At 57.7% G+C, this 16,743-nt stretch carries 15 protein-coding genes and 2 pseudogenes; 8 read left to right on the forward strand and 9 right to left on the reverse strand.

The window, feature by feature from the left end; all coding sequences use genetic code 11:
• Window positions 1-7 precede the first annotated feature (7 nt).
• The 5 genes from CLM72_RS21525 to acs all read right to left on the reverse strand — a co-directional run bounded on the left by CLM72_RS21525 (window position 8) and on the right by acs (window position 6,033).
• Entirely contained in the window at window positions 8-1,120 is a 1,113-nt protein-coding gene (locus CLM72_RS21525; protein ID WP_105228056.1) for a succinylglutamate desuccinylase/aspartoacylase family protein, read from the reverse strand.
• A 1-nt stretch (window position 1,121) separates the two neighbouring features.
• Window positions 1,122-1,820, reverse strand: a complete 699-nt coding sequence (locus tag CLM72_RS21530; protein WP_105228058.1) for an ABC transporter permease — start codon at window positions 1,818-1,820, stop codon at window positions 1,122-1,124.
• Window positions 1,817-2,506: an ABC transporter permease gene (locus tag CLM72_RS21535; RefSeq protein ID WP_003193627.1), complete on the reverse strand. Its 690-nt coding sequence runs from the start codon at window positions 2,504-2,506 to the stop codon at window positions 1,817-1,819. The genes CLM72_RS21530 and CLM72_RS21535 overlap by 4 nt, the downstream gene beginning before the upstream one ends.
• A gap of 91 nt (window positions 2,507-2,597) precedes the next feature.
• Window positions 2,598-3,383, reverse strand: coding sequence for an ABC transporter substrate-binding protein (locus CLM72_RS21540; protein ID WP_034128472.1), 786 nt, complete (start codon window positions 3,381-3,383; stop codon window positions 2,598-2,600).
• Window positions 3,384-4,077: 694 nt separating this feature from the next.
• Entirely contained in the window at window positions 4,078-6,033 is a 1,956-nt protein-coding gene (acs, locus tag CLM72_RS21545) for an acetate--CoA ligase (protein WP_005790645.1), read from the reverse strand.
• A 397-nt stretch (window positions 6,034-6,430) separates the two neighbouring features.
• On the opposite strand from acs, the gene CLM72_RS21550 reads away from it, so the two are divergent.
• From CLM72_RS21550 to CLM72_RS21560, 3 genes and pseudogenes are all read left to right on the forward strand, one after another.
• Complete coding sequence (locus tag CLM72_RS21550; protein ID WP_014719601.1) at window positions 6,431-6,700, forward strand: DUF2790 domain-containing protein; 270 nt, start codon at window positions 6,431-6,433, stop codon at window positions 6,698-6,700.
• Window positions 6,701-7,254: 554 nt separating this feature from the next.
• Entirely contained in the window at window positions 7,255-8,505 is a 1,251-nt protein-coding gene (locus CLM72_RS21555; protein ID WP_014719604.1) for a ribonucleotide-diphosphate reductase subunit beta, read from the forward strand.
• 66 nt (window positions 8,506-8,571) lie between these two features.
• Window positions 8,572-8,744 (forward strand): annotated as a pseudogene (locus CLM72_RS21560) (HNH endonuclease); the annotation flags it as partial.
• 139 nt (window positions 8,745-8,883) lie between these two features.
• On the opposite strand, the gene CLM72_RS21565 reads toward CLM72_RS21560, so the two are convergent.
• The 3 genes and pseudogenes from CLM72_RS21565 to CLM72_RS21575 all read right to left on the reverse strand — a co-directional run bounded on the left by CLM72_RS21565 (window position 8,884) and on the right by CLM72_RS21575 (window position 10,372).
• Window positions 8,884-9,180 carry a hypothetical protein gene (locus tag CLM72_RS21565; RefSeq protein WP_034128474.1) on the reverse strand — a complete coding sequence of 99 codons (297 nt, stop codon included), beginning with the start codon at window positions 9,178-9,180 and terminating at the stop codon, window positions 8,884-8,886.
• Complete coding sequence (locus CLM72_RS21570) at window positions 9,177-9,890, reverse strand: DUF4225 domain-containing protein (RefSeq protein WP_256595221.1); 714 nt, start codon at window positions 9,888-9,890, stop codon at window positions 9,177-9,179. The genes CLM72_RS21565 and CLM72_RS21570 overlap by 4 nt, the downstream gene beginning before the upstream one ends.
• Window positions 9,887-10,372 (reverse strand): annotated as a pseudogene (locus CLM72_RS21575) (Hcp family type VI secretion system effector). The gene CLM72_RS21570 and the pseudogene CLM72_RS21575 overlap by 4 nt, the downstream one beginning before the upstream one ends.
• A gap of 379 nt (window positions 10,373-10,751) precedes the next feature.
• Here CLM72_RS21575 and CLM72_RS21580 point away from each other — a divergent pair.
• Window positions 10,752-11,399: an HAD-IB family hydrolase gene (locus CLM72_RS21580; protein WP_105228060.1), complete on the forward strand. Its 648-nt coding sequence runs from the start codon at window positions 10,752-10,754 to the stop codon at window positions 11,397-11,399.
• Between the two features lie 92 nt (window positions 11,400-11,491).
• Here CLM72_RS21580 and CLM72_RS21585 read toward each other — a convergent pair whose 3' ends face one another.
• A complete protein-coding gene (locus CLM72_RS21585) occupies window positions 11,492-12,451 on the reverse strand; it encodes a LysR family transcriptional regulator (protein ID WP_105228062.1) in 960 nt (319 codons plus the stop codon).
• Between the two features lie 193 nt (window positions 12,452-12,644).
• Here CLM72_RS21585 and argH point away from each other — a divergent pair, with 193 nt between their 5' ends.
• The 4 genes from argH (at window position 12,645) to CLM72_RS21605 (ending at window position 16,710) form a co-directional block, all read left to right on the forward strand.
• On the forward strand, window positions 12,645-14,072 hold the full coding sequence (argH, locus tag CLM72_RS21590) for an argininosuccinate lyase (RefSeq protein WP_105228064.1): 1,428 nt from the start codon (window positions 12,645-12,647) through the stop codon (window positions 14,070-14,072).
• 123 nt (window positions 14,073-14,195) lie between these two features.
• Complete coding sequence (locus tag CLM72_RS21595; protein ID WP_019819278.1) at window positions 14,196-15,074, forward strand: amino acid ABC transporter permease; 879 nt, start codon at window positions 14,196-14,198, stop codon at window positions 15,072-15,074.
• Window positions 15,075-15,098: 24 nt separating this feature from the next.
• Entirely contained in the window at window positions 15,099-15,863 is a 765-nt protein-coding gene (locus tag CLM72_RS21600) for an amino acid ABC transporter ATP-binding protein (RefSeq protein WP_003193648.1), read from the forward strand.
• Between the two features lie 25 nt (window positions 15,864-15,888).
• Window positions 15,889-16,710, forward strand: coding sequence for an ABC transporter substrate-binding protein (locus tag CLM72_RS21605; RefSeq protein WP_105228066.1), 822 nt, complete (start codon window positions 15,889-15,891; stop codon window positions 16,708-16,710).
• Window positions 16,711-16,743 lie beyond the last annotated feature (33 nt).

The following is a 16,743-nucleotide window of genomic DNA, read 5'->3' on the forward strand; positions in this document are numbered from 1 at the left end:
CAGGTGGTCAGTCGTTGAGCAAGCGCCCGTGACGCAGCGCTTCGCGCCCCGCCACCTTGGCCAGCCAGAAACCCGCTTGGGCATAACGTAGCCGTTCAACGGCAAACAACACCCCCGAGGTGCCCGCGCAAATAGTGCTTACGCGGTCGGTCAGGGGGTCAATCACTTCAAAAATCTCGTCGCCGGTTTCTACCCAGTCGCCCGCTTTACGCAGGTAACTGATCACCCCGGCATGGGGCGCGAACAGCAGTTCGGTGCCCTCAAAAGGCACACCTTCGCAAGGTTCGTGTTGCGGCGCGGGCCACTCGCCCTTGATCAAGCCTTGTTCGGCGAGGAACGCAAGGATGCCTTCGGCGTGGAAGATGGCTTCATCACGGCCGGTGTCGGCCTGGCCGCCCAACTCCAACGTCGTTGCCAGGCAGGCCAGCGGAATCTGCGCCTGCGGGAACGTGCGCGACAAACGCAGCCACGGCAACGAGCACGCCTCGTCAAACGAACTGCCGCCGGAATCTTCCGCCAGCAGGCCGACCTTCACATTCAGGTGTGCCGACAGCGACCGCCACTGCGGCCAGTGTTGGGGCAGCGCATACATGTGCAGTGCGGCTTCGGCGTCGCAATGCAGGTCCAGCACCACATCGGCGGTGCACGCATGGCTCAGCAGGATGCGTTGCATGCCTTGCAACTGGCTGCTCGGCTCGGGCAAGGCGGCGAGCGTATCGCTCATGGCCTGGCGAATCATGCGCACATTGGCGTGCGGGTCATCACCCAGTTTGCCTTGCAACAATGCACCGACCGGCTCGCTCAACTCAACGAAGTCGCGATTGAAGTTCTTGCCGCTGCCCACTTCGAAACGCCCCTGGTGGCTGCCTTGCAACAGCTGGCCAAGGCCCATCGGGTTAGCCACCGGCACCAGCTCGATCACGCCGTTGAGGGCGCCCTGCTGCTCCAGCTTTGTGAGGCGTTTTTTCAGTTCCCACGCGGCACGCATACCCGGCAACTCATCGGCGTGCAGGCTGGCCTGGATATAGGCCTTGCGCTCGCCGCTGCCAAAGCGGAACACGCTCAGTTGGCGCTCGCAGCCCAAATGCCCCCAGGGCAGCAGATGATCGATACGTTCCATATCAGTGCTTCCGTGGAGCCAGGTAGCTCAGCCAGCGGCGCTCGGCCAACTTGAACAGGCGCACCAAGATGAAGGTCAGGCACAGGTAGAACACGCCGGCGGTGATATAGGCTTCGAACGGCAGGTAATACTGGGCATTGACCGTACGCGCGGCACCGGTGATGTCGATCAGGGTAACGATAGACGCCAGGCTGGTGGTCTGCAGCATCATGATCACTTCGTTGCTGTACTGCGGCAGCGCACGGCGCAGGGCCGACGGCAACAGGATGCGGCGGTACAGTTTGTAGCGCGACATGCCCATGGCCTTGGCCGCTTCGATCTCACCGTTAGGCGTGGCCTTGAGGCTGCCGGCGATAATTTCGGCGGTGTAGGCGCTGGTGTTGATCGCAAACGCCAGGCACGCACAGAATGTCGCGCTGGACAGCAGCGGCCACAGGAAGCTTTCGCGTACCGCTTCGAACTGCGCCAGGCCGTAGTAGATCAAAAACAACTGCACCAGCATCGGTGTGCCGCGGATCACATAGGTGTAAAGCCAGGCCACGCCGTTGACGATCGGCTGCTTGGACACGCGCATCAAGCCCAGGGGCAAGGCCGCGAGCAGGCCGAAGAACAGCGAGATACCGAGCAGTTTCAGGGTGGTCAGCAGGCCGCCGAGGTACAGCGGCATGGCCTCCCAGATGACGTTGTAGTCGAAGATCATAGATCAGCCGCCCTTACGCCTACCGAGTAGCGCTTCTCAAGGTAACGCAAGGCCAGCAACGACACGCTGGTGATCACCAGGTACATCGCCGCCACTGCGAGGAAGAAGGTAAAAGGCTCACGGGTGGCGTCTGCCGCCTGCTTGGCCTTGAACATCATGTCTTGCAGACCTACCACCGAAATCAGCGCGGTGGCCTTGGTCAATACCAGCCAGTTGTTGGTAAACCCGGGGATCGCCAGCCGAATCATCTGCGGCACCATCACCCGGAAAAACACCTGGAAGCTGCTCATGCCATACGCCAGGCCGGCTTCAGCCTGCCCCTTGGGAATGGCCATGAAGGCGCCACGGAAGGTTTCCGAAAGATAGGCGCCAAAGATGAAACCCAGGGTGCCGATACCGGCGGCCAGGGGGTTCAAGTCGATATAGTCGTCAAAGCCCAGCAACGGCGCGACGCGGTTAAGCAAGTCCTGACCGCCGTAGAAAATCAGCAGGATCAGCACCAGGTCGGGGATCCCGCGGATCACCGTGGAGTACAAGTCGCCCAGCCAAGCCAGCCAGCGTACCGGCGACAGGCGTAGCGCGACCCCGATCAGACCCAGAACAATGGCCAAGGCCATGGACGACAAGGCGAGCTGAAGCGTCAACCATGCGCCATCGAGGATGACGGCCCCGTAGCCTTTCAACATGATTCAGGTCCTCGAAAAGGGGGATGAAAAAATGGCGCAAACTTCAGGATGACTGTTGCTTGCGCCATTTCGGACAGACAGCTGCGATGAGTTACTTGGCGTCAGCGCCGTAAATATCGAAGTCGAAGTACTTGTCCTGGATTTTCTTGTATTCGCCGTTGGCACGGATTGCAGCGATGGCCGCATTGATGCGCTCAAGGTTTTCTTTGTCACCTTTGCGCACTGCGATGCCGATACCGTCGCCGAAGTATTTGGCTTCGGTGAACGATGGGCCTACAAACGCGTAGCCTTTGCCGGCGTCAGTTTTCAGGAAACCGTCTTGCAGCAGGGTGGCGTCAGCCACGGTACCGTCGAGACGACCGGCAGCCACGTCCAGGTAGATTTCGTTCTGGGTACTGTAACCCTTGATATCCGCACCTTTTGGCGCCAGGACTTCACGTGCGAAACGATCGTGGATCGAACCGCGCTGCACACCGATCTTCTTGCCTTTGAGTTCATCCAGGCTGTCGCTGACGGTGGTGCCTTCCTTCATCACCAGGCGCGCTGGGGACAGGTAGTAGCGGGTGGTGAAGTCCACGGATTTCTTGCGGTCTTCGGTGATGGACATGGACGACAGAATCGCGTCGATCTTGCGCACTTTCAGCGCAGGGATCAGGCCGTCGAATTCCTGCTCGACCCAGGTGCACTTGACGTCCATCTGCTTGCACAGGGCGTTGCCGATGTCGTAGTCAAAACCGACGATGCTGCCATCCGGCGCCTTCGAGGCAAACGGAGGGTAAGCCGCTTCGATACCAATTTTCAGCGGCTTGCCTTCGGCGAAAGCCTGCATGGACAGCACGGACAGCGCCAGGGCGCCCAACAGCACGAGTTTCTTCATCTTGGGACTCCATCGGTATAGGGCAAAAACAGCAGTATGAGCCATGGCCCACGATGCGGCGAAGGTGTAACCGAATAGCGGTGCTGCGTCCTGCGCGGGCGACACCTGCGACGACGAGCGAGTGATCGGCATTCTAACGACAGGCCGGAAGCCGATATTTCCTCAATGCGACAACAATTTACAGAAGCACTGAGAAAGCGGTTCCAACTCATTGACAGTCTCTGAAATTTATGCAGAGACAAAAGATATTAAACCTGATGATGCTGCAAATTGCGGGCCTATTATTCGCAAACCCTTCTAGCACGGCAAGTCTGGCGTTTAATCTTATTTTTAGGGGTGTCTAGAACGCGGTTTTTCGGGGCATGGGCGTGGTCCATTGCCCCAGCTTTGTGCGGGTGGTTACACATTTGAGCGGGCCGGTAACATTCAGAAATGTCCTACCGGAAAAACCGATATTTATTGGCTTGGTTGTGATGCGACCCTGTTAGACCGCCACCCCCCCCCTTTATGAAATGCGATCTGAACTGTGGGAGCTGGCTTGCCTGCGATAACGGTGTATCAGCCAAAGATGGGCTAACTGATAAATAGCTATCGCAGGCAAGCCAGCTCCCACATTGAACCTCGGTGCTTCTGAGTCCCCAAAAAAAGCCCCACCCGGCTTGCACCGAATGGGGCTCTGTCCCACCTACCCCGCTTACGCGACGTTCATGGTCTTGTGCGTTTCAATCAAATGCGCCACCACGCTCGGATCTGCCAGGGTGGAGATATCCCCCAACCCGTCGTATTCAGCCGTGGCGATCTTGCGCAAAATGCGCCGCATGATTTTCCCCGAGCGCGTTTTCGGCAACCCAGGCGCCCACTGGATTACGTCCGGCGAGGCAATCGGCCCGATTTCCTTGCGCACCCAGTTTTTCAGCTCCAGGCGCAGTGCTTCGTTGGGCTCTTCACCATTCTTCAAGGTGACATACACATAAATGCCCTGCCCCTTGATGTCATGCGGCACACCCACCACCGCCGCCTCGGCGACTTTGGGGTGCGCAACCATGGCGCTCTCGATCTCGGCAGTACCCATGCGGTGGCCGGACACGTTCAACACGTCATCCACACGGCCAGTGATCCACCAGTAACCATCCTCATCGCGACGTGCGCCGTCACCGGTGAAGTACATGCCGCGGAAGGTCTTGAAGTAGGTGTCGACAAAACGGTCATGGTCGCCGTACAGCGTACGCGCCTGGCCTGGCCAGGAATCCAGAATCACCAGGTTGCCTTCGGCGGCGCCTTCGATGATGTTGCCCAGGTTGTCCACTAGCGCCGGCACCACACCGAAGAACGGCCGTGCCGCCGAACCCGGCTTCAACGCATGGGCGCCTGGCAGTGGGCTCATCAGCGTGGCACCGGTTTCGGTCTGCCACCAGGTGTCGACGATCGGGCAACGGGATTGGCCGACGTTCTTGTAGTACCAGTCCCAGGCTTCCGGGTTGATCGGCTCACCCACCGAACCCAACAGGCGCAGGCTGCTGCCGTCGGCGCCTTCACAGGCAGCGGTGCCGGAGGCCATCATGGCGCGGATCGCGGTCGGTGCGGTGTAGAGGATGTTGACCTTGTGCTTGTCGACGATCTTCGCCACGCGGGTGATGTCGGGGTAGTTCGGCACGCCTTCGAACAGCAGCGTGGTCGCGCCGTTGGCCAGCGGGCCGTAGACGATGTAGGTGTGGCCAGTGACCCAGCCGACGTCGGCGGTGCACCAGTAGATTTCGCCTGGGCGATAGTCGAATACGCGCTCGTGGGTCAGGGCCGCATAGAGCAAGTAGCCACCGGTGGTGTGCTGCACACCCTTGGGCTTGCCGGTAGAGCCGGAGGTATAGAGGATGAACAGCGCTTCTTCGGCGCCCATTTCTTTTGGCGCGCAGACGGTGCCCGCCACTTTCATCAGGTCTTCGTACCAGATGTCGCGATGCTGGTTCCACTTGATCGCGCCATTGGTGCGCTTGCACACGATCACCTTCTGGATGCTGCTGGTTTCCGGGTTGGTCAGTGCGTCGTCAACGTTAGCCTTAAGCGGAATTTTCTTACCGGCACGGATGCCTTCGTCAGCAGTAATCACCACTTTCGACTTACAGTCGATGATGCGACCGGCCAGGGCTTCCGGGGAGAAACCGCCAAACACCACCGAATGGATCGCGCCGATGCGGGTACAGGCCAGCATGGCGACCACGGCTTCGGGAATCATCGGCATATAGATAGTCACCACATCGCCGCGGTGCACGTCCTGGCCGCGCAAGGCGTTGGCGAACTTGCAGACTTCTTCATGCAACTCGCGGTAGGTGATGTTGCGGCTCTCGGCAGGGTCGTCGCCCTCCCAGATGATTGCGATCTGGTCGCCACGCTCGGCGAGGTGACGGTCCAGGCAATTGTAGGAAACGTTCAGAGTGCCATCGGCGAACCATTTGATGTCGACATGGTGGTCGTCGAAAGAGGTCTGCTTCACCGCGGTGAAAGGCTTGACCCAGTCAAGGCGCTTGGCTTGCTCGCGCCAGAAGCCATCGGGGTTGACCACCGACTGCTGGTACATGGCCTTGTAGGTCGCCTCGTCGGTCAGCGTGTTGGCTGCTACTTCGGGGCGAACGGGGTACAGGGAAGCCGCACTCATCTTTCTTACCTCGGTGACATAGTTGTTGTTGTATGGACCCTGTTGTAGCCGGGGTGGGCCTATAGAACCATTCGACGATGGTAGTAACAAGACCCTACAAATTGCCCTGCTATGCCTTTTCACCGCTCTGGCCCGCGTGCTGCGGCGGCTGGCAGGCTTCTGAAAAAATCTTGATTGAGGGATTGTTACAAAAACCGCCAAAAGTGTTTATCAAAACCACGGGTATATGAATATAACCGAGGCGCCTAAAATCAACTCCGCCAACAAGGCACTCTGATTAACAACGCAACAGCCCCCACGAAGGCAACGTTAATCCGAACTTCCCAACTTTTAAGTGACACACGCGGCCTCACAAGGGCCCCGTGCCCCCTTTCGCCCTGAAGAAGGTAATGAAGAAATGAAAGCGTTATTAGTTATGGCCCTGAGCAGCTTGTGCGCCACCGCCGCCCTGGCGGACGAAGCCCCGACTGAACTGGCCGGCCAGAACGCCCCGATTGTCGAGGACTACACCTATAGCACGCACTTGGATGTGGCCAAAGTCTTGTCCATGAGCAGCATTCCAGAAGTCTGCGAAGTTGTACCGGTGAAGATGGAATATGAAGATTCTCAAGGCCAGCGTCATATTCTTAACTATCAAGTAATGGGCAATGGGTGCTCTAACGGCTAACAACTTCTGAAGTTGGATTCTTAATTGCCGCAAGAAATCGTTCTTGCGGCCAAGAACCCGCCCTTGCATACACCCCACATCAATTGTGGGAGCTGGCTTGCCTGCGATGGCGATTTCAGCCACGGCCACTCTTTTTACGCCCCCTTCCCCTGCCCCAAAAAAAACATCCCCGCCCGTCAAAAACTCCCACGCCCAGCAAAGCCTTGCAAACACTCGCTCTGGCCGAAACCCACGTCATTTTGGCGCTCCCAAGTGACCATCCGCCGCAACACAAACCTGAATTTTTCCCTATAATGCGCGGGTAAATCGGGCCTGCAATATCCCTTTACACAGGGATAAAGAGCCAGACCTTGAGCCTGCGCTGCAGCAAGCACGCATCGCTGCGCCCCTCAAGCCTCATGCAGCACCCGCAACCTGATTCCGTTTATTTGCCTGCGCGAGCTGTTGCAACAAACGATTCCTTAAGATCCACCGCGGCCCTAGGGCCGTGTGAACACCCAACCATCCGGTTTCACACGGGCACCTTTGAGCCCTCACGCAGGAGACGACACGTCATGCTGAGCTGGGACGAATTCGACAAAGAAGAAGAAGGCGAAGTAGCCGCTAAAGGCGCCAACGCCGGCCACGCCACCGAAGCCAACATGGACCGCCTCGACGGTGCCGGCGCCGCTGCCGCCGTGGAAGCCCGTGCCGTCACCGCCAACGACTCCGCCGCCATCGTGCGCGCCAAGGCCGCCCTGGACAAACTCGACGTCGCCGAAGGCCTCGCCGAGCTGGAAGGCGCCTCCGCCCGCGTCGCCGTTGACGAAAAGCGCATGATCAACTGCCGCGCCGACCTCAACCAACTCGTGCCATTCAAGTACGACTGGGCCTGGCAGAAGTACCTCGACGGCTGCGCCAACCACTGGATGCCGCAAGAGGTCAACATGACCGCCGACATCGCTCTGTGGAAAAACCCCGAAGGCCTGACCGACGACGAACGCCGTATCGTCATGCGCAACCTGGGCTTCTTCTCCACCGCCGACTCCCTGGTAGCCAACAACCTGGTGCTGGCCGTGTACCGCCTGATCACCAACCCGGAGTGCCGCCAGTACATCCTGCGCCAGGCCTTCGAAGAAGCGATCCACACCCACGCCTACCAGTACTGCATCGAATCGCTGGCCATGGATGAAGGCGAGATCTTCAACATGTACCACGAGATTCCATCAGTCGCCAAAAAGGCCGCCTGGGGCCTCAAATACACCCGCTCGATCTCCGATCCGAAGTTCGAAACCGGCACCGTCGACACCGACAAAGAACTGCTGCGCAACCTGGTCGCCTACTACTGCGTGCTGGAAGGCATCTTCTTCTACTGCGGCTTCACCCAGATCCTGTCCATGGGCCGCCGCAACAAAATGACCGGCGTGGCCGAGCAGTTCCAGTACATCCTGCGCGATGAGTCGATGCACCTGAACTTCGGTATCGACGTGATCAACCAGATCAAAATCGAAAACCCGCACCTGTGGGATGCCGAGATGAAGGAAGAAGCGACCCAGATGATTCTGCAGGGTACGCAGTTGGAGATTGAATATGCGCGTGACACCATGCCTCGCGGTGTTCTCGGCATGAACGCGGCGATGATGGAGGATTACCTCAAGTTCATCGCGAACCGTCGCCTGTCGCAGATCGGCTTGAAGGAAGAGTACCCAGGCACGACTAACCCGTTCCCGTGGATGAGCGAGATCATGGACTTGAAGAAAGAGAAGAACTTCTTCGAGACCCGTGTGATCGAGTATCAGACCGGCGGCGCGTTGAGCTGGGATTGATCCGGACTAAGCGCTAAAGGAAGCCCTGGCATGTTCAGGGCTTTTTTTCGTCGGTAAAAAAGGAATTTGCTATTTCTTGAAGTCCATCACGTCAAGCACCTGGCCCAGAAGGGCTCGGATCGCATCACCAATGCTGTAGCCTTGTGCCCAATTGCCATCAGCGTTGTCATCGGTCGAGTGGTCGGGAGGCTTTTAGCGAAAGGCTTTACGCCAAGATCGGAAGACTGGCACGGGAGTAGGCTCCTATTGTCATAGCTGATGCATGCTTAATACTATTAGATAGGACCTAGGCCAACCCGTGTACCCAGACATGCTCGAAGCCGAACCTAAGGCCTGAGTACTCTCTGCCTCCGACAAGCCTACACTCTCTTTTTTCGTTCAGAACCAGCGCCTGACCTTCCACTTCATCGGAAGTGCAAATCCGTGAGCCAATATGCCGAAAAAGGCAATCCACTCGATGATGGGATATTGAATAATAAAATCAGTCCTAATCCCAAAAAAAGGAAACTCGCCATACTTAATAACCTCAATATAGGACACCACAAAATAGCCGTTATAGACCACACAAGAATACAGCTTTATATGATTCAAATCACACCCAGAAAACCTCCTTTTCAGAGCATAAGCGGACCATACGCCACCCATCACAAACAACGCAGACCAGAGCACAATCATTCATTAAGCCTTTTATATATTTGCCTACCGGTCTCGTAGTCGGTATAAGCTTCCAACCCTAACGGCGCGGCACCCATAGTTTTATAAGCCCGTTCTTTATCTGATCTTATGTATCTAAACAATCGCCATGCGTCAGGTTTAATCACACGCCTACCAAGACTGTACATTGACAATCCTATATCAGTACCACCGTAGGCTAGGTCGCCTTCACGCTCACCATATCCAAATGACGTTGCTGCGGCGCGATATGCGCTCCTGACTGGTCCCGCTGTATCTGAGACATCATTCATTAAATTGCGACCGTTCTCATAAATATTATTAGCGCCGTGTGCCATGATCGGGATACCCGCCAGCAAACACAGCGTACCGACTGAGGCGTAGCAAATTCCTGCCCCAGTCGCAAACTGAAGTGCGCCCGCGATAGCCCCGATGCCTTTCCTCCCCACCTCCAGAGATTGGTTTATGAGGCTTTCTTGTTCTTGCTTTATTTCTTTCAATCCCTGATCAATAGTTTTCCTGCCTTCCTCAACATCCCTAACAATACTCCGCGCGTAATAAGCCACCTCCCGATTGAACTGTAACCGAACAACCCCATCATTAATATTCCGAGCACTGATGGTACAAGCTTGGTTAGTCAGATACGCTGCAGCCTGACTAACCACCCAGATATCGTAAAATGTGGGCTGCTGTTTTTCATAATTTTTATTCACCGACCTGTCTCCCAAGTACTGAAGCCACTTGTACCCGCCTTATGGTGAGTCCAGATTATTTCACGATATTTAAGCGCAACATGCTCTTGTGCCTCTGCATCAATATGCAAAACAGAATGCGGTACGTCGACAGTGAGGTCGGTGATGATGCAGCCTCGAATATCGACGCTGTAGTATTTTTCATGCCAGCCCGATTGGGCGATCCGATAAAAATTGATGACGCAGTTGAGCTCTTCCCTGTTGGAGAGCGCTACCGCCAGCAAGGGTGACTATTTATCGATATTTTTGGTAATGGCAATCGGCCCATGACTCGACGCCCTGACGTTGCCCCTGTTGGCCATATTATGGTGGAAGGACAGCACCATTATCTCGTCGCAGTGCCCCTCCTGCCACTTGTTGCCGATAGAGTCTTGAGTCGAACACTTTGCAGAAATCAGACCTTGGGATTTGCCGCTGATGGTCATGTAGCCGTGGTTTGCCATAGGGTTAACGCCTTGTTGTTTTTGGCATTTACCATACGAAAAATAGCAAATAGGAAATATCGGAAAGTTCGCTTTAAGTGGTGCGAGTGGTATGTAGGAAATTTAACCCACACTCCAATCAGTCGGCCAAAACACTTGTAAGACCTAACTGCACTCGCTCTCGAATGAGCGTGCCGGAACCTCGGAAGCCCCACTCCTGGCTCAGGGGTAGTAAACTCGTATCGCCATAAACGCATGGACCGTCGCACGCACACAAAAGAGCGCAGAGGCTGACCCGCAGCGACCAGGCTGAACCGTCAACCTGAACCCCGGCAGGCAAGCGCCAGTCACAACGCTATGAAACCGCCCTACCTGATAAGGACCACCCGTGAACCCAGACATGCTCGAAGCCGGCCCCGCAGACGCCAAAGTACTTTCCGTCTTTGACTTCGACGGCACCCTCACCCACCACGACAGTTTCGTGCCCTTCCTCAAGTTTGCCTTTGGCCCCGGTGAGTTTTATGGCCGGATGGTCAAGCTGGCGGTGCCTGGGCTGCGGTTTTTGATGCGGCAGATCAGCCGGGATGAGTTGAAGGCACAGTTGATTCGCACCTTTATGACGGGTGTGGAAAAGACCTGGGTGCAGCAAAAAGCCGAGGAGTATTGCCAGCGTAATTGGGCGCGGTTGATGCGCCCTGCGGGGGTGTTGTCAGTGGAGCAGGAGTTGGGCTCGGGGGCGGTGGTGACGCTGTGCTCGGCGTCGCCTGCGTTGGTGTTGCAGCCGTTTGCGGATCGGCTTGGGATCAAGTTGATTGGCACTGAGCTTGAGGTGGTCGACGGTGTGTTGACCGGCAAGCTCACCGGCAATAACTGCCGCTGTGAGAACAAGGTGCTGCGCCTTGAAGCGGTTTATGGCGACCTGGGGGAGTATCGGCTCAGGGCCTGGGGCGATACGCGTGGGGATCGGGAGTTGTTGGCGGCGGCGCAGGATGCGCATTTTCGGCATTTTCATGCGAAGAAGAAAAAGCGGGCTCGGTTGCAGCGGTGATGCGGGTAGGTGGGGTTGGCGGGGAGACCGAGGCGATCCCTTCGCAGCCTCGCCGGGGCTCGACAGCTCCCACATTTGAGCTTTATTGAGGCTTAGGCCGACGTCTTCAGGTCTACACCCAGCGCTGTGGCGAAGGCTTTTACCATCGGGCTTCTCGGCGCGTTGTGGCGCAGGATCAGGTTGAACGCGGTGCTTAAATGAACCTGCTCTGGGCACAGTTCGCGCAGGCGCCCTTCCCTCACCAGTGGCGTGGCGTAGTGTTCTGGCAGAAAGCCCAGGAAGCGGCCGGTGAGGATCAGGATGGCGACGGCTTCCACTTGTGAAGCCGAGGCGGACTGGCTGTCGTGGCTGACGAAGTTGGCCTTGTCGCGATGGATCGCATACCGATGGTTGACCACTTCGTATTGGCGAAGCGCATCGGGGGTGATGTCGCTCGCAGTGAACAAGGGATGCCCTACGGCGCAGTAGGCGTGGGCCTTTTCTTCGTAGAGCGGGAAGTAGTCGAATTCTTCACGGCGTTGGTACACCGGGACAATGCCGGCGACCAAGCGCCCTTCCACTACTCCGCGTTCAACTTCGTCCAATTGCGAGGCATGTAGGCGCAATCTTATTTTTGGCGATTGGCGATGTAAGTTGCCCAGGGCGGTAATCAGCGGGGAATTGACGTCAGAGACGGTGTTATCGATAACGCCCACACTCAGGTCGCCGATCAGTTCGTTTTGCGCCGAACTAAGCTTGTCGCGAAAACTGTCCACTGAGGTAAATAACTCGATGGATGCCTGATACACCAACTTGCCTTCTTCGGTCAGCCCGAACCCTTCGCGGCCCCGTGTGCACAGGCGCATGCCGATGCGAATCTCGAGGTCGGAGATCTGTTTGCTGATGGCCGCCAGGCCCACGTTCAGCTCGTTTTGCGCAGCACTGAAGCCGCCGGCTTCGACCACGGCCATAAATACCCGCAGCAATTTGAAGTCCAGCCCACTCAGTTGCAGCGGTGCTCGTGTGCCGGGTTTTGGCGGCAGGTTTCCAGAAGTGGAAAGTGGGGTTTCCATAATGCGCGTTGACCTCGAGTGCCATATTCAACAGGCTTGAACCCAATCCTTGAACATAGCCAGGCGGCGATAATGAACATAAACATCCGCCCTTGGCAACCTTGAATACGGCGCGTCAGATGCCGGTTCTACACCGATAAACTTCTGTTGAAACTGCCTCCGACTCTTCTAAAAACAAGCGTGAGGAATACCCATGTCCCAGCCCACCGACCGCCTTTGGGGCGCTCGTTTCAAGACCGGTCCGTCTGCGGCGTTGGCCGCGTTGTCGCGTTGCCCAGAGCGTTATTTTCGCCTGACGCCCTACGACCTGGCCGGCTCCCGTGCCCATGCCCGTGAGTTGCAGCGCGCCGGTTTGCTGGATGAGTCGGAAACCCTGCGCACCCTCGAAGCCCTGGACCGTATCGGTGAGGATTTCGCCGCCGGTCGCCTGCATCCCACCCTGGATGACGAGGACGTGCACACCTTTATCGAACGCGTATTGACCGAGCGCCTGGGCGCCCTGGGCGGCAAGTTGCGCGCCGGACGCTCGCGCAATGACCAGACGGCCAACGACCTGCGCCTGTTCCTGCGTGACCATGCGCGCACCATCGCCAACGAGGTGCTGGGTTTGCAGCAGGCGCTGGTTGAGCAGGCCGAGCAACATGTGGAGAGCATCTGCCCGGGCTTCACCCATTTGCAGCAGGCGCAACCCATTGTGTTCGCCCATCACTTGCTGGCCCACGCGCAGTCGATGCTGCGCGATGTGCAGCGCCTGGTGGATTGGGATGCGCGTACGGCCCTGTCGCCATTGGGCGCGGCCGCCATGGCAGGTTCGGCGATAGCGCGTCAGCCAGAGCACTCGGCCAGGGAAATGGGTTACACCGGGCCATGCGAAAACTCCATCGACGCCGTCGCCAGCCGTGACCATGTGGCGGAGTTCCTGTTTGTGGCCGGCATGCTCGGGGTGAATATTTCGCGGCTGTCGGAGGAGTTTTGCCTGTGGTCGTCGCGCCAGTTTTGCTGGGTAGTGCTGGACGATGCCTACGCCACCGGCAGTTCGATCATGCCGCAGAAAAAGAACCCGGACATTGCCGAATTGGCGCGGGGCAAGGCCGGGCGTTTGATCGGCAACCTGACCGGGCTGATGTCGACGCTCAAGTCGCTGCCGCTGTCGTACAACCGCGATTTGAGTGAAGACAAGCACAGCGTGTTGGACAGCGTGGACACCTTGCTGCTGGTGTTGCCGGCGATGGCCGGCATGGTGGCGACCATGAAGGTGCAGGTAGAGGAGTTGCGGCGCCAGGCACCAATGGGCTTTACCTTGGCGACTGAGGTGGCGGACTGGCTGGCCACCCGTGGTGTGCCGTTCAAGGAGGCCCATGAGATTACCGGCGCGCTGGTGCAGGCCTGTGAGCAGCATGAGATTGAGTTGTGGCAAGCCTCACCGGCGATGTTGGCCGAGGTGGATGGGCGACTCACCGCGGACGTGCGCGACTGCCTGACCCTGGAGGCGGCGATTGCGGCGCGTAGTGGGTGGGGTGGGACGGCGCCGGAGCGGGTGAAGGAGCAGATTGGGCGGTTGAAGATTGCTTTGACTGAACAGCAGAAGTGGGCTGAGAGTTATCAGGGGTTTCGGATTTAAGCCTTGGTAGGTGTGGTGAGCTCACCGGCGCTTTCGCAGGCAAGCCAGCTCCCACATTTGACCGGGTTTCAGCCGTAACACCGTGTACATCGGTTAGAGCGTCATTAGTTTTGGAGTAGCAGCATGAACCAAACCCCGGCCGAGCGCTTGGAAGCCGAGCGCAAGTTGTCCGAAAACCAGTTCGATATCACCCAGTACGAACATGTGCCGCGGCGCTATTACGGGCGGATGTTTTTTGCCACCCTGATCGTGATTGTGTTGGCGGCGCTGTTGCGCGCGTTTGCCAATGGCCAGATCGAATGGTCCTACATTGGCCAGTTCCTTACGTCGCAAGCCATCCTCTGGGGCCTGGTGAACACCATCGTCATGTCGATCCTGGCGATGGCATTGGGCGTAGTGATCGGAGTGATCACGGCGATCATGCGCATGTCGGCCAACCCGATCCTGCGTTACGTGGCCATCACCTATACCTGGTTGTTTCGCGGTACACCGCTGATTTTGCAGCTGCTGCTGTGGTTCAACCTGGCGTTGATCTTCCCGGTGATCGCGATTCCGGGCCTGTTCAGCATCGACACCGTCGACCTGATGACGCCCTTCGTGGCCGCCCTGCTCGGCTTGAGCATTAACCAGGGCGCCTATACCGCTGAAGTGGTGCGTGCCGGCTTGCTGTCGGTGGACACCGGCCAATACGAGGCGGCCAAGTCCATCGGCATGCCGAGCCTGCAGGCGCTACGCAGGATCATTCTGCCGCAGGCGATGCGCGTGATCATCCCGCCCGTAGGCAACGAGTTCATCAGCATGGTGAAAATGACCAGCCTGGCCAGTGTGATCCAGTACTCGGAACTGCTGCACAACGCGCAAAACATCTACTACGCCAACGCCCGGGTGATGGAGCTGCTGATTGTGGCGGGCATCTGGTACCTGGCGGTGGTGACTGTTCTTTCATTTGGTCAAAGTCGCCTCGAGCGTCGTTTTGCCCGCGGCGCCGGCAAGCGTTCGTAAGCCTGGGTTGAGGAGATTTGCCCCATGAGAAGCATCGTCAAGGCTGTCAACCTGAACAAGTATTACGACCAGTATCACGCCCTGCGTGACATCAATATAGAGGTCGAGCAAGGCGAAGTGATGTGCATCATCGGCCCGTCCGGCTCGGGCAAAAGTACCCTGCTGCGTTGCGTCAATCAGCTGGAAAAGATCGACAAGGGCGGCCTGTGGGTCGATGGCGAATTGGTTGGTTATCGAGTGGTCGGCAACAAGCTGCACGAGATGAACGAAGCGCAGATCGCCCGCCAGCGCCTGGCCACCGGCATGGTGTTCCAGCGCTTTAATTTGTTCCCGCACATGACTGTGTTGCAAAACATCATCGAAGGCCCGTGCCAGGTGCTCAAGCGCTCGCCCAAGGAAGCCATCGAAGATGCCCTGGAACTGCTGGCCCGCGTTGGCCTGGCGGACAAGCGCAATGCCTACCCAGTGGAGTTGTCCGGTGGCCAGCAACAGCGTGTGGCAATCGCCCGAGCCTTGGCGATGCGCCCCAAGTTGATGCTGTTTGACGAACCCACCTCAGCCCTCGACCCGGAGCTGGTAGGCGAAGTGCTGTCGGTGATGCGCGATTTGGCCACCACCGGCATGACCATGATCGTGGTCACCCATGAATTGGGCTTCGCTCGCGAAGTGTCCAACCGCATGGTGTTTATGGACGCCGGCCAGATTGTGGAAGCCGGCAGCCCGGAAGACATTCTAATAAGCCCACAAAACCCGCGTACCCAAAGCTTTATTTCTGCCGTTCGCACTTAACTAAAAAACTAACGAGAACGCCCCTATGAAGAAGATATTTATCCCTACCTTGCTTGCAGGCCTGATGGCCTCCTCGTGTGTATTCGCGGCCTTGCCGCAAGCCATCAAGGACAAGGGTGAGATCAGCGCGGCCATCGTGCCGAACTACCCGCCGATGGACTTCAAGGACCCGGCCACCAACAAACTCACCGGTTTCGATTTCGACCTGGGCAACGCCCTGGCCGAGCGACTGGGCGTGAAGATCAAATGGCAGGAAACCGGCTTCGAACAAATGCTCAGCGGCCTGACCACCAAGCGCGTGGACATCGTGCTGTCGGGCATGACCGATACCGCCGAGCGCCAGAAAGCCGTGACCTTCATCGACTACTTCACCAGCGGCCCACAGTTGTACACCCTGGCCAAGCGCGAAGAGATCAAGGAATTGACCGACCTGTGCGGTAAAAAAGTCGGCACCAGCCGCCGCACCACCTGGCCGTCGGAAATTACCGCCTGGAGCAAGGCAAACTGCGAAGCGGCGGGTAAGCCGGCAATCGTGGTGATCGGCACCGAAGGCTCGGCAGATGCGCGGGCGCAGTTGCAGCAGAACCGCCTGGATGCGGCGATGCAGGGCAGCGAGACCATTCCTTATTTGATGTCGCTGGACAAGGGCAAGTACAAGCCGGTGGGGCTGGCGATTTCCAAGCAATTCACCGGGCTTGGGATTGAGAAGAGCAATACCGAGTTGGTCACGGCGATCAGTGAGGCATTGCAGGGCATGATTGATGACGGAACTTACGGCAAGATCCTGAAGAAGTGGGATCTGGAACAGGGGGCGGTCGAGAAAATCACCATCAACTCTGGCCAATAACGCCATCGAATGTGGGAGCTGGCTTGCCTGCGA

Origin of the sequence: Pseudomonas sp. MYb193 (assembly GCF_002966775.1) — a bacterium.
Taxonomy (GTDB): Bacteria; Pseudomonadota; Gammaproteobacteria; order Pseudomonadales; family Pseudomonadaceae; genus Aquipseudomonas; species Aquipseudomonas paracarnis.

What these genes read in the sequence shown, in the direction of transcription:
- CLM72_RS21535 (WP_003193627.1), bottom strand. Translation starts at nt 2,506, where the DNA reads ATGTTGAAAGGCTACGGGGCCGTCATCCTCGATGGCGCATGGTTGACG.
- acs (WP_005790645.1), bottom strand. Translation starts at nt 6,033, where the DNA reads ATGAGTGCGGCTTCCCTGTACCCCGTTCGCCCCGAAGTAGCAGCCAAC.
- argH (WP_105228064.1), top strand. Translation starts at nt 12,645, where the DNA reads ATGTCCCAGCCCACCGACCGCCTTTGGGGCGCTCGTTTCAAGACCGGT.
- CLM72_RS21600 (WP_003193648.1), top strand. Translation starts at nt 15,099, where the DNA reads ATGAGAAGCATCGTCAAGGCTGTCAACCTGAACAAGTATTACGACCAG.
- CLM72_RS21595 (WP_019819278.1), top strand. Translation starts at nt 14,196, where the DNA reads ATGAACCAAACCCCGGCCGAGCGCTTGGAAGCCGAGCGCAAGTTGTCC.
- CLM72_RS21580 (WP_105228060.1), top strand. Translation starts at nt 10,752, where the DNA reads ATGCTCGAAGCCGGCCCCGCAGACGCCAAAGTACTTTCCGTCTTTGAC.
- CLM72_RS21530 (WP_105228058.1), bottom strand. Translation starts at nt 1,820, where the DNA reads ATGATCTTCGACTACAACGTCATCTGGGAGGCCATGCCGCTGTACCTC.
- CLM72_RS21555 (WP_014719604.1), top strand. Translation starts at nt 7,255, where the DNA reads ATGCTGAGCTGGGACGAATTCGACAAAGAAGAAGAAGGCGAAGTAGCC.
- CLM72_RS21605 (WP_105228066.1), top strand. Translation starts at nt 15,889, where the DNA reads ATGAAGAAGATATTTATCCCTACCTTGCTTGCAGGCCTGATGGCCTCC.
- CLM72_RS21540 (WP_034128472.1), bottom strand. Translation starts at nt 3,383, where the DNA reads ATGAAGAAACTCGTGCTGTTGGGCGCCCTGGCGCTGTCCGTGCTGTCC.
- CLM72_RS21565 (WP_034128474.1), bottom strand. Translation starts at nt 9,180, where the DNA reads ATGATTGTGCTCTGGTCTGCGTTGTTTGTGATGGGTGGCGTATGGTCC.
- CLM72_RS21585 (WP_105228062.1), bottom strand. Translation starts at nt 12,451, where the DNA reads ATGGAAACCCCACTTTCCACTTCTGGAAACCTGCCGCCAAAACCCGGC.
- CLM72_RS21525 (WP_105228056.1), bottom strand. Translation starts at nt 1,120, where the DNA reads ATGGAACGTATCGATCATCTGCTGCCCTGGGGGCATTTGGGCTGCGAG.
- CLM72_RS21550 (WP_014719601.1), top strand. Translation starts at nt 6,431, where the DNA reads ATGAAAGCGTTATTAGTTATGGCCCTGAGCAGCTTGTGCGCCACCGCC.